Consider the following 13,432-nt stretch of genomic DNA (forward strand, 5'->3'; position numbering starts at 1 on the left):
TTTCTGAAAATCCCTGGATTGATTTTGCTCCGATTATTTCCGAGTAAAACCGGTTATAATACAAATCTATACTTGAGTTTGTTGCTATAACGCCGTCTGAGAAGTTATTGAAATTATTATTTTTAATTGTTCCTCCGCAGACTCCGTTAACAGCCGCTGCGATTGCAGATACTCCCGAAATGTTGTTAAAATAGTTGCCCTCAAGTCTTATTGGAGTTTCTATTGCAGACAAAGAGTTAAATGAAGTTACCAAAGGGCTGCTAATATTTGTTTCATTTATTATGAAGCTATTCCCGCCTATATAAGCATTTCGCCACCATGGGTTTTCGCAACTGCTGTACTGATAATAGATTGCGCCTGACTTAGTGTCTATATAAAACTGACTGCTGTTTATTGTAATATCATTGCAGTTAATAATACTGAGAGCACAGTTTTGATATTGTGCGTCCAATCCCCCCTGAGGTTCGTAAGCTATATTCTTGAATACGGAATTTGAAATGTGTATATCCGTGCCGCCTATAAATGATATACCTTCCCAGTAACAGTTGTTTCCGGAAAATTCTGTCATTGTAGGAGATGAATTCTGGGGTAAGATACCTGAATAAAAACTTCCTCCCGAGAATACTATTTTACCTTTCGGATTAAACTTAATTGTGGTTCCCTGATAAAGCCTTAATTCATGGTTGTTATTGAAAACAATGCTGTCGCACACAAATGTTGAAGAAATTACTTCCTCATCGCATACGAACGTTCCCCCTTCCTGCATTACGGGAGCGATTTTAAGAAGCTTTCCTTCACCTGGTTGGAATTCTCCGGCATACACGAATTCAGTTGTAGATTTATTAAAGTATGATATTACGGAATCTGTTACTGCTTCCTTTATTACCCAGTTATTAAATCCAGGTAATTGAGAGGGGTTAAATTTAATTTTCAATACTCTTATGTCTCCGAAAACATTGGCATCATTAACCGGATAAGTTCTTTTATTTACAGCATAAAGATACTTGCTTTTATCGAAAGGTTTTGATGATGCAGGATTTGTTTTAAAAAACCCCAGCTCCCAAAATCTTTTAATCAAATTATCATAATCTCCTCCTTCTGTTTGATTGCAGGGAACCGTTGCACCATTTAGATATGGTGCCAAACTTTTTATATCGTTTACATATTCGTAATTTGTATATCCGCATTCAGTGCAGTCAGGATATGTTACAGGGTTTACCGTTAGTGTTTTATCATGTATCAAATGTTCATTTGGTAGGTTCATGGGATACATATAGTCGCCTGTTCTTTTAATCTTATAATTTAAATTTGCTACAAAATCCCATTTATGCTGACCATAATAATTTGTATCCCTTTTCCCCGAGAAAATACTGTCGGAAGTTGTTAATCCCCAATTATAAGAGTGTTTACCGGTATCCTGTAATTTACTTGTATAAGAAAATTCAAGCATGATTTTAGCTCCATATGCCATGGATGTATGCATTAGTAATGAGATTTCTTCATTAGTTGGCTCCCTTATTCCCCAATCACCAGCCAATCCGGAACCAGTAATATTATTCTCATCGCTGTTAATCTGATTTATTACGCCGTATATTAATCCTTTATCTCTGGCTTTTTTATAAAAATATTTTTGCTGGCGTACGAACCAGGAGATAGAATTCTGAACACTAAACTCGTTGTCAGATGTATAGGCACAATAATTTGATGCAGGGAAAACATATTGACTAATGTGATATGTCGAAGGAATGTTTGGAAATACATCAGGATATCTTAAGGTATAATAAAAAGGAAACCATTGTGTTATCATTATATCCGTAAGAGCGCTGTCGCTTATTGCTTTGTCCATACAAACATCCCATTGTCTTTCATCCGCAATATTTTTGTTTCTTAGTGCGGTCCAATCTATAAATGCTTTAGGGTCAGTGATAAAGATTAATGACATTTGATTGTTGGAGTACTTTTTTACAAGTTTGTTAACTTCACCTATGCATTCCAGATTCGGATATTGCACTTCGTCAACCCAGAAATAGCCAAGTCCATTGTTTGTTTCAACAAATGCTTCGACTTCTTCTTTGATTCGTAAATGAAATTTCCAGGGATTTTGATTCCCAGGTAATATTTCATTTTCATAAGTATCCGTAAAAAGATAATGCGCCCATGAGTCATCAACTCTTACGTAGTCAAGCCATACATCAACCTTGCCATGCCATTTTATCTGGTAATCAATTTGACTTAAAAAGTCGGGTTTGTCTGGGCTGCCGCGTTTTCCTACAGCGAGTGAATCTGCAAGGACGGAGAGGAAATTAGCTGTATCCAAAATTGGTAAATTGGAATTAAAATATCTCTCGAGGTAACTCCCATCATAATAATAATTTAATCCTACTTTAGTTAAAAAATTTATGCATTTAATATAAGTAGTATCAAAAATATCACCGTTGAAATTCTTTACATAAACAATAACAACGGTATCGTTAGGATGTGTTTTTGCATAAACAGAATCAATTCTCATCCTTGGTTTGATAAACCAACGCATTTTATATTCACTTTGTTTAATATCAGAATACAATCTTTCCCAGCCGCTGCTGTTAGTTGAGTCCGGCTTCCTTGTTAGGTTATTTGTCTGACTGCAGTTTTCATATAAACCTTTTACCATAAATCCCGCAGAATCTCTTCCTGCTTTGCAATATCTGCCTCTTATCGTTACGCCCGTAAAATCATCATCTACATTTTCACCTGTTACATTTGTGCTTGCATATCCGAATGAAGGAAACTTTAAATGCCACGTTCCAGGGTCTTCTGCCTGATATGTAAATCTCTGTCCATAAGCAGGGCGAAGTATTTTTTCTCTTTCAAATATCAAAGAATTGTCATTTGCGATATTCTTCCAGTTCGTGATTACCTGAATCATCTCGCTTTGATAATTTTTGATGGGTTCAAAAAATCCCCCGTCTCTTTGAGTTGTATTGCTCCATTCGCTCGGAAAGTAATCCAGATGTGCACAATAACTATGCATCATATTGTAGGATAAATCCTGATACCATTGATGGTGGGATCTTGTTTCAAGAACATTTAAAAAGTAGTGGCTCATTGGTCCCAGATAAAACCCTTTTTTCATATTAGGGTTGTTCTGTGAATTTAACTGTGATAAACTCGTGAATGCTATAATTACTACTGTAATCATTGCAAGTATAAATTTTAATTTTCTCATTTTAAAATTTATTTAAATTCTAAAAAATGTTTGATTTAAAAAACCTGATAATAATAAATTTTTAATCACTTTACATAAACAAGTTTTCTTGACTGCTCAAAAACATTATTGCTTTTTATGTCAGAAGCCCGCATTCTATAAATATACACACCTGAAGACAAACCCATCTTTCCTATATCAATTCCCGCATAATAATTGCCTGACGTGAAAAACTCGTAGTTATATACCTTTAATACCTCCTTTCCTGTTATGTCATAGACGTTTAATGAAACAAATGAAGGTCTTGATATAGAAAAGTTTATTCTTGTTGATGAATTAAAAGGATTTGGATAATTCTGTTCAAGAATGAACAGTTCGGGTTTGGTTGTTATTTGATTGTTTATTCCGGTTATTATTATAGGTCCTCCACCGTCATTAGTTCGGATTCCAATATTATATCCAAGACTCCACCCTGTATCCTTATTTGCAAAATCAATTCCAGTAAATTGTATTTGTCCAAATGATGTATCAGGTTGTTGAAAGTTCCAATTTACACCACCATTGGTTGAAATCCAGATAATTCCTCTATATTTTGCACCAACATCAAAAAACCTAATTCCATTATCTCCATATATTGTATCTTTATTTACAAATTCAAAATCAGCAATAGTCTTGCCAACTATATAATTCAAATTTGGAAGGTTATATACATTCCAATTTAAACCCCCATTTGTAGTTTTCTTGAATTTATCACCCGCTGAAACATAGCCTATATTCTCGTCTAAAAAATACAACTTTGATATACCAAATGACTGTTGTATTTGTATCCAATTTACGCCCGAATTTGTGGTTTTCCATAGATCAGAATAATTCGTTGACCAACCAACATACTCTCCGTTTACTTTGTTCTTCAGAAAGAACACTTTTCCAAATCCTGTATTGGTTGATTGAACGTTCCAGGTTACTCCTGCATTTGTTGTCCTCCATAGAAATGGCAACCCGCTAGCAGTGCCGCCTACCCAGCCGGTGTCACGGTTAACAAATGAGAGTCCGTTTACTGTCCAGGAACCTGCTAATGGCAGACTATCCCACGAAATACCAAGATCGTATGATCTTAATAACATACCATATCCGCTTGCACTCATTCCATTTGCATATACTGTACTTGTATCAATTATTTCAAAATTACCAACATATTGACCCGGTAAAATTATTAACCAATTAAACCCTCCATTTATTGTTCTAAGTGTTATTGCGGGATCCATAGAAATCAATCCAGTGTTTGCATTAATAAATTTAAGATCATTAACCTGTCCATTCACTGGCAACGGCTGAGAAAACCACCCTGACTGGGAATAAGAAGAGACGGTAAATAAAAGTAATAGAATCTGAAATGAAAGTATTGTTAATTTTGAACTTTTGAGGTAATATAAAACTTTCATAATATTATATATTTTGAATTAAATAAAATATAGATTTACTTTAGGTAATGTTATTTACTCATATTTTATGATTATTAAAATCCAAATATTCAGTTGCACTTCTCGATAAATTACAGCTTGAACTTTTTGAAGCGATAAGCCAGAAGCCGCAAACGATGGACTTTGACGAGATAAGACTTTTTGTGGATAATGTTTTTATGGTTCTGAATAAATGTGCTTCAATAACAAAGGATGTGAAGAATGCATTGCTTCAGAAGGATTATAAAGAATTGTTTACTGAGACGTATAATTCACCTGCATAGGCTTAGAAGGTAATAGAAAAATAGTAAAGGGCGGGAGCGAAGGTTTCCGCCTTTTTTTAATTTGAGGCGTAATAATAGAACACCTGACAGCAACTGGCAGACAGATTTCACGGATTAAACATATAAACGCTGATTGAGATTATAAAAGAACGCACGACAAAAACTGATTGATTTAAGATTGACACTGATATCGAACACGGTTTCTTGATAATAATTCGTAGAATAAAATTATGGGGATCGAAATAAAAAACCCGCCTCGATGAATCGGGGCGGGTTGACGCATAGAAAATGTGAAATTTTACTTCACAAGAATCATTTTCTTTGTTTGTACGAAATCCTGTGATGTAAGTTTGTAATAGTAGATACCGCTTGTTAGTCCGCTTCCGTCGAAGTTTGTTTCGTAGTAGCCTGCATTTGTATTACCGTTGTGCAGAGTCTTTACAAGCTGTCCGAGATTGTTATAGACTTCAAGCAAAACACTTCCATTTTTAGGGACATCGAATTTAATCTTTGTTGTAGGATTAAACGGATTTGGGTAGTTTTGGCTAAGAGCGTATTTCTTTGGGACGTTTGTACCTATCTGAGAAATGCCTACGCTGGCTCGGTTTCCGACTAATACGTCATCGATATTGCACCAGAATCCATCATTAGTAGTGTTCATATAATATCTGAATCCAAGGCAAATTTTCTGACCTGCAAATGCAGTAAGTGAAAATTTATGTTCCATCCAAACATTATTCGCAAGTGGAACGCCTGCACTATCATTGCTCTTAATAGTTGCAAGTTTTTCCAGAGTTAAACCTGAAGATTGTTCGAGCAAAGTCCATACCTGCATAGTATCAAGATATGGCTGAAAACCCTCAGGACTTCCAATAAGCATCCAGAAAATTAAGCTGTCACCCGGTTGAACTGTGAATGTATCCGTTATTGTCCAATCATCTGCTATTGGATTACCGGCACTCCACGGAATAGTAAGGGCTCTTTTGCTGTCGTGTGCTTTTGAAGTAAGTAATGCGTTGGTTCCGACATAATTAGTGTTTGAGTCTCTAACTGCCCAGTTTCTGCCTGGTCCGCCTGTTCCATCAACATCTTCCTTTACCCAGTTAGGCGGAAGACTGTCTGTGTTAAATCCCGTAGTTTCAAAGTTTTCGTTAATAAGAATTCTTTGTGCAAAGACACTCGGGATAATAAATGCTAAAGCTAAAAGCGTAAAAATTAATTTCTTCATTTCTTTTCCTTTCGATTAATTTGGCTAAATGTATGTATAATTGACAAATAAAGAAACGAAAAATTTTATGTGCAAATTTTCAGGACTATATTATTATTTTGAAAATTTGGCAATTTTTGACTTTAGACTTTTAGCAATCTTAAGTATCTTATTTTATGTTAAGTCTATATATACCTATTCTTTTAATAATGGGGTTTGCAATTTTGCTTGCCTTCATTTTTGTTAAAACATCGACATGGTTCGGACCGAGTAAACCCGACACAGAAAAACTTTCAACATATGAAAGCGGTATGGAGCCTATAGGTTCGGCACGCGACCGGTTTTCCGTGAAATACTATATGGTCGCCGTTAGCTTCATCGTGTTCGATATTGAGGTTGTTTTTCTTTATCCATGGGCAATTTCATTCCTGAACTTTCCAAAACCGGAAATGGTTTATTCTTTAATAATAGCCATGCTTTTTATTGTGATACTCGTAGCCGGGCTAATATATGAATACAAAAAAGGGGTTCTGAAATGGGATTAGAAGAAAAACTTGGTAAGGACGGTTATCTCACTGGTAAGCTTGATGACCTAATGCAATGGGCACGCAAACACAGTATGTGGCCTATGCCGATGGGGATTTCCTGCTGTGCGATTGAAATGATGGCTACTGCGTCTTCGCGTTTTGATATAGCACGTTTTGGTTCTGAAGTTATGAGATTTTCACCGCGTCAAAGCGATGTTATGATTGTTGCAGGAACCACAACATATAAAATGGCAAAAGTAGTTCGCAAGATTTACGACCAGATGCCCGAGCCTAAGTGGGTCATTGCTATGGGTGCGTGTACCTCATCAGGTGGTATGTACAGAAGCTATCCCGTTGTACAGGGAATAGACCAGTTTCTGCCTGTGGATGTTTATGTGGCGGGCTGTCCACCGAGACCCGACAATCTATTGAACGCGCTGATAACTCTGCAGGAGAAGGTGCTTGCAAGTAAGGGCAGTAATAGCAAACAAGAGCAGATAAAAGAGAAACATTTATCATAACAAAGACCCTGCAATGTTGCAGGGTCTTTGTTTTATACCTTGTGGTACATATTATCTATGATGTACCTATACTTTTCTTCTACAAATTTTCTTTTCACTTTCAACGTAGGAGTAAGTTCACCTCCTTCTATAGTAAATGGTGTTTGTATTAGATTGAATTTACGTATCTTTTCGAACGATGCAAGATTTTTCTGAACCTCGTTTATATCCTTATCAATTTGTTTAATTAAAGCAGGATTAGTAAATAGATCGGATTCAAATTCAATATTTATACCGAGTTTTTTTGCAAGACTTTTCAATTCATTTATCTCTGGAACGATAAGCGCCGTTACATACATCCTTTCATTCCCGATTATCATAACCTGATCAATATAAGGAAGATTGCTGACGAGATATTCTATTTGTGCAGGTGCAATATATTTACCGCCCGAAGATTTAAACAAAGATTTCTTCCGGTCAGTAATCTTAAGGTAACCGTCTGAATCCATCGTTCCGATATCACCGGTATGAAACCACCCGTCAACTATTGCTTTAGCCGTTTCTTCCGGCTGGTTAAAGTAGCCTTTCATAACTATATCTCCCTTAACGAGTATTTCCCCGTCATCAGCTATTTTTACCTGAACATTATTAATCGGAAGTCCTATAGTTCCGTACTTATTTTTCTCGGTCCTGTTCACCGAGACAACCGGAGAAGTTTCCGTAAGTCCGTATCCTTCGAGTGTCAGTATTCCTATACCCTCAAAAAACTCACCGATGGATTTGTTAAGAGCTCCTCCCCCGGAAACAAAGAGTCTAAGCATGCCCCCGGTCTTTTCTCGTATTTTCGAAAATACCAGCTTATCAGCAAGAGTCCATTTTACCGATTTCTTATTGTTCCAGTGAGTTCTTGCAACCTCAAGCCCCCGGTTATAAATTTTCTTTCTGAAACCTTCTTCCATTTCGTAACCGGTTTTTATAAGTTTATTGTATATCTTATCAAGAAGACGCGGTACAGTAATAATAATAGTAGGTTTCACCTCAGTCATCTGCAGACCGATTGTATCTATACTCTGAGCGTAGTAAGTTTTAGAGCCGAAAAATAATGCAAGATAATATCCCGCTGTGCGTTCAAAGATGTGCGAATACGGTAGGTATGAAAGAAATACGTCGTCTTTGCCCGTGTGTAGAATCTTAGGGAACGTTTTGAGGTTCGAAAAAATATTCTTGTGAGTCAACATAACTCCTTTGGGGACTCCTGTTGTTCCCGACGTATAGATGATCGTCAGCAGGTCTTCCTCTTTTACACTATCGGAAATAATTTCAAGTGCTTCGAGAAGTTCATTCTTTGTTAGTGTTTTCTTCTCGCAGAATATATCAGAAAATGTTATTATGTGGTCTTTGTTTTCCTGCTTGCCAATTCCGTTGAACGATATTATATGTTTTAAATCGGGACATTCATTTTTTATCGCTCGAATTTTGTCAAGCTGCATTGTTGTTGAGACGAAGACTACCTCAGCCTTGCAGTCTAAAAGAATATACTTTATTGATTCCGAGGAAAGTGAGGGATATATTGGTACGCTTACATTGTTTGAAAACATGCACGCAAGGTCTGTCATTACCCATTCAATCCTGTTTTCCGATATGATGGCAAGAGTACTGTTCTTCCTGAGCCCGAGCCGTAAAAGAAAATTCTTTATACATATAGAATGATTTACAATTCCGAACATACTTATTCCTTCGTATACATCCTTCTTCTTTGTAAAGAATATGTCTCTCATTACATCGAATTTCTTGATATTGTTTATCAGCAGCTGAACAAGCGTCTTTTTATGAATACCCATGATTGTTTGTTTATGCTTTAAATTAATAAAAATAGACTAAATAAAATATTTGATTTAATGTGCCATAATAAAATTGTCGATTTTTGTTTCTTTTGAATTGATATCTAATTAAAAAATACTAAATTTGGAAACAATTACATTTAATAAATGAGCCGTAAGAAAAAGATAATAATATCAGTTTCGGTAATTATTTTAATCGCTTTGAGCATCTTTGTTTATCTTAGATTCCGTGCTATTTTGGCTGCATCAGAAAGGCGGGGAATGCCGACTCCTTTCGTGGAGGTTATCACTCCCAAAAGAGGCGACATTTCGAACATTATAAATTTTTCCGGAGATATCTTAGCAATAGAGCAAACAAACATTTTCTCAAGAGTTAGCGGTAATATTGAAAAAATATTCGTTGACGCGGGGGACTATGTTTCTTCAGGAAAACTGCTTGCATCAATTGATAAAAGCCTATATTCACAGAATGTTAAACAGATTGAAGGGGTTCTAAAAGTCGCCGAGGCAACAGCAGAAAATGATTTGATTAACCTTGAAAGAACGAAAATACTGTTTGAAAAGGGTCTGGCTTCACAGGCAGACTTTGACAATGCAAGAACAAAGCTCGACGTTTCAAATGCACAGGTTGAAACTGCAAGGGCAAACCTTCAGAATTCAAGAATTCAGCTTAGCTATTGCGATATCAGAGCGCCGTTCTCAGGATATATTACTAAAAAACTTCTTGAAAGAGGTACATTCGTTAGCGCCACAGGTGCCGCTCAAAATACTCTCTTCGTCCTTGCTAACATTAGAAAACTTAAAGTTGTGGTTAATGTCCTTGAACGTGACCTGCCTTTAATAGATAATGTTTCAGATGTTAATTTAAGAACTGATTCTTATCCCGATAAAATCTTTAAAGGTAAGTTTAATAAGATAAGCCAGTCAGTTGATCTCGGTACGCGTACAATGCCCGCGCAAGTAGATATTGATAATTCAGACGAACTGCTTAAACCCGGTATGTTTGCAAGGGTAGAAATAATTCTCGATACAAGATCAGATGTGATGATACTGCCCACTGAATGCGTACTTAAGCGGGATGACAAACATTTCGTTTATGTTATTAATGATGATTTGACCGCTGTATTGAAGTATGTTGAAACCGGATTTTCTGCTAACAATGAAACTGAAATTATCAGCGGTTTGAATGAAGGCGAAAGGGTTGTGAAAGTCGGTCAGGAACTTATCAGCGATAAAGCCAAAGTTAAAATAGCAGATAAATAGTATGTGGCTTACTCGACTCGCACTTAAATATCCTATCACTACTTTAATGGCTTCTTTAGCCATCTTTGTACTTGGACTGGTTTCTTTCAAACAGCTTCCAATAGATATGCTTCCCGATATTCAGGTACCAAGCGTAACTGCTATTACTTATTATAGTGGTGCAAGTCCGCTTGATATGGAACAAAGTGTTACTATTCCCTTGGAAAGGGCTGTCAGCTCTACGAGTGATGTTGATTACATTCAGTCGACGACTAAAGAAGGGGCATCGCAAGTTAGAATTTATTTTAACTGGGACGCTAACACAAGCGAAGGACTGATTGATATCATTCAGAAAGTTAACCGTGTTTTGAATATTCTTCCAACTGGTGTCTCCCAGCCTCAGGTCGTTAAGTTTGACATTACTAATTTTCCAATTATTTCTATCGCTTTGAGCAGTGATATGGATCAGCGGCAGCTTTATGACATCGCTTATAATAATATTCAGCCTCAAATAGAACACCTTCCCGGCGTTGCTGCTGCAAACGTTGTCGGCGGTAGAATAAGAGAGATACAGGTTACCTTGAATAGAGATAGAGTCGAAGCCGCAAGTTTGTCAGTCCAGCAGGTTGTTCAGGCTATTAGCGCTTCGAATTTAATCCTTCCGTCTGGTGATATCAAAACAGGTGTGTTTGATTTTTCTCTGAAAACGGAAAGCCAGTTCAATCTTGTAGAGCCCATTGCTGATGTCGTGATTAAAAATGTAAACGGTGTCCCTGTTCGAATAGGGGATGTTGCAACTATTTCCGATTCTTATCAGGAACAAACACAAAAGATTAGGACTAACGGAAACGAAGGCGTAATACTTAGAGTTCAAAAAACTCCGGGTGCGAACACGGTCGAAGTTGTTAACGAAATTATTGAAGCTTTAAAAACTTTAAGGGACGTTCCTTCAAACGTTAAAACTTCTACTGCATTCGACACGAGCAATTATATTAGAGACTCTATTAATGTTCTAATAAAAGAAGGTATGCTCGGCGCTATGTTTGCGATTATAATAATTATAGTTTTCCTTAGAAATGTTAGAAGCACTGTAATTATTTTTATCGCAATTCCTCTGTCTATTCTCGTAACTTTTATTTTCTTCAGATTCGGCGGTATATCCCTAAATATAATGACTCTCGGCGGTCTGGCGCTTGGTGTTGGAAGGCTTGTCGATGACTCCATAGTAGAGCTTGAAAACATTTCGAGGCACTATACCTTGATGAAAAGTCAGAACGTCAGTAAACTTACTGCAACCCTCGAAGCCGCTGCTGAGGTTGCCTCTCCGATTTTTGTTTCTACCATAACAACTGTTATTGTATTCCTTCCCGTTATATTTTTAACAGGTATTGCGAAACTGCTCTTCATCCCGCTCGTCGTTACTATCTCTGTTTCGCTATTTGCTTCATTCTTCGTGTCCAGAACAGTCACTCCCCTTATGTGCTATAAAGCTCTGGAAGGCGAAAGAGAAGTCAATCCTGATTCTAAAAAACTTTCTGATTGGCTGCAGATTAAAACAAAAGTTTTCTTTGATAATTTAGATAACCTCTATGAAAGTTCCCTTGCATATTGTATCAAAAGAAGAAAGTTTGTCCTTATTAGCATATTTGTGTTTGCCGTTCTTTCTTTTGGATTGTTTAAATTCATCGGAACAGAGTTCTTCCCCGATAGTGACGAAAATCAATTCAATATTAATATCCTTTTGCCTGTCGGTTCAAGGATTGAAATGACAGAGGGCATTGTTAAAAGAGTTGAGCAGATTGTCTTAGATAATGTTCCTGAAGTAAGTACTATTACTGCTGATATCGGCGTTCCCAATTCAAAAAGCGGCGGTGCTTTCGGCGGTAATGCTGGCAGTCACTCAGCTTCCGTCCAGATTTCACTCAAACCAAGAGGTGAACGTAAACGCGATGTCTTTGAAATTATTAAAGCTCTTAGACCTAAAGTGCAGGCAATTGCAGGTGCTAATTTTTACCTGAATCCTTCTGGATTCCTTAGATTCCTGTTGAACTTTGGCTCTTCGGCTCCTATCGATGTTGCGATTTTAGGTTATGACTTTGATGACGCTGATAAATTGTCGAAACAGGTTTTTGATGTTGTTAAGTCAACCCCCGGGGCTACTGACGTTAGAATTAGCAGGGAAAATAATCTGCCTGAAGCAAAAATTACCGTTGACCGGGTTAAAGCAGGTGCGCTCGGGATTAGCGTTTCACAAATATCAAACACTATCGCTACAAGCATGAGCGGTACAGTTGCGTCTTTATTCAGCGACCCCAGAACCGGTAATCAGTATAATATCCTCGTACGGCTTGCGGAAGATTATAGAAGTAATATTGAAGATATTAAAAAGTTGACTGTCATTAATTCTCAGGGCAAATCGGTTCCTATCGGTAATTTCATTGAGATAACTATGACCAAATCTCCTATTATTATTCAAAGAAAATATCAGGAAAGACTCGTCAACGTTACTGCTAACGTGAGCGGAAGACCGCTTGGCGATGTTGCCGAAGAAATAAAAGCAAAACTTAAAGACGTAAAAATCCCGCCCGCATTCGAAGTTCAAATGAGCGGAAACGTTGAACAGCAAAGTAAAACATTCAGTGCTTTGTACCTTGCTTTCGGTCTCGCTATAGTGCTGGTTTATATGGTTATGGCTTCTCAGTTTCAATCGCTGATTGACCCGTTTATAATTATGTTCTCTGTTCCGCTCGGTATGGTTGGCGTCGTCTGGATTCTTTTCCTTACGAATACTACTTTATCCGTTACTTCATTTCAGGGGGTAATTGTTATGGTCGGTATCGTCGTTTCAAACGGCATTCTTCTTATTGATTATATGAACAGGTTAAGAAAAAAAGGTATGGGTTTGCATGAGGCAGTCCTTAAAGGCGGCAAGACAAGATTAAGACCTATTATAATGACTTCTCTCGCCACTGTGCTTGGGCTAATTCCCCTCGCTATCGGTATCGGCGGACAGTCTGCTCAGGCACCGCTTGCAATTGCTGTCATCGGCGGCTTAACAGTTTCGACTTTCCTTACACTGCTTTTTGTTCCTACGCTTTATATCGTGTTTGAAGAAAAATTCCACAGGAAGGAAAAAAGCAGGGAAGAGGAAGAAGAGTTAGCTAAACTGTAATATTTAAATAAA

General features: G+C 37.2%; 9 protein-coding genes. 5 read left to right on the forward strand and 4 right to left on the reverse strand.

What is annotated here, in order from left to right:
• Together WC644_11175 and WC644_11180 are read right to left on the reverse strand one after the other, a co-directional pair.
• On the reverse strand, positions 1-3,208 hold a 3,208-nt coding region (locus WC644_11175; GenBank protein ID MFA5012497.1), incomplete at its 3' end, for a hypothetical protein.
• 65 nt (positions 3,209-3,273) lie between these two features.
• Positions 3,274-4,629, reverse strand: a complete 1,356-nt coding sequence (locus tag WC644_11180; GenBank protein MFA5012498.1) for a T9SS type A sorting domain-containing protein — start codon at positions 4,627-4,629, stop codon at positions 3,274-3,276.
• 155 nt (positions 4,630-4,784) lie between these two features.
• Between WC644_11180 and WC644_11185 the strand changes: the two genes are divergently transcribed.
• Complete coding sequence (locus WC644_11185; protein MFA5012499.1) at positions 4,785-4,931, forward strand: hypothetical protein; 147 nt, start codon at positions 4,785-4,787, stop codon at positions 4,929-4,931.
• Between the two features lie 298 nt (positions 4,932-5,229).
• On the opposite strand, the gene WC644_11190 is transcribed toward WC644_11185, so the two are convergent.
• On the reverse strand, positions 5,230-6,159 hold the full coding sequence (locus WC644_11190; protein MFA5012500.1) for a choice-of-anchor J domain-containing protein: 930 nt from the start codon (positions 6,157-6,159) through the stop codon (positions 5,230-5,232).
• Between the two features lie 155 nt (positions 6,160-6,314).
• Between WC644_11190 and ndhC the strand changes: the two genes are divergently transcribed.
• Both ndhC and WC644_11200 read left to right on the forward strand, forming a co-directional pair.
• Positions 6,315-6,683, forward strand: coding sequence for an NADH-quinone oxidoreductase subunit A (gene ndhC, locus WC644_11195; protein ID MFA5012501.1), 369 nt, complete (start codon positions 6,315-6,317; stop codon positions 6,681-6,683).
• Positions 6,674-7,186 carry an NADH-quinone oxidoreductase subunit B family protein gene (locus tag WC644_11200; protein ID MFA5012502.1) on the forward strand — a complete coding sequence of 171 codons (513 nt, stop codon included), beginning with the start codon at positions 6,674-6,676 and terminating at the stop codon, positions 7,184-7,186. The genes ndhC and WC644_11200 overlap by 10 nt, the downstream gene beginning before the upstream one ends.
• 32 nt (positions 7,187-7,218) lie before the next feature.
• Here the strand turns inward: WC644_11200 and WC644_11205 are convergent, their stop codons facing one another.
• Positions 7,219-9,006, reverse strand: a complete 1,788-nt coding sequence (locus tag WC644_11205) for a long-chain fatty acid--CoA ligase (protein MFA5012503.1) — start codon at positions 9,004-9,006, stop codon at positions 7,219-7,221.
• A gap of 147 nt (positions 9,007-9,153) precedes the next feature.
• Between WC644_11205 and WC644_11210 the strand changes: the two genes are divergently transcribed.
• Positions 9,154-10,269, forward strand: coding sequence for an efflux RND transporter periplasmic adaptor subunit (locus tag WC644_11210; GenBank protein ID MFA5012504.1), 1,116 nt, complete (start codon positions 9,154-9,156; stop codon positions 10,267-10,269).
• A gap of 1 nt (position 10,270) precedes the next feature.
• Positions 10,271-13,420, forward strand: a complete 3,150-nt coding sequence (locus tag WC644_11215; GenBank protein MFA5012505.1) for an efflux RND transporter permease subunit — start codon at positions 10,271-10,273, stop codon at positions 13,418-13,420.
• Positions 13,421-13,432 lie beyond the last annotated feature (12 nt).

It is taken from the genome of Ignavibacteria bacterium (assembly GCA_041649015.1).
In the GTDB taxonomy this organism is placed as follows: Bacteria; Bacteroidota; Ignavibacteria; order Tepidaquicellales; family Tepidaquicellaceae; genus CAIKZJ01.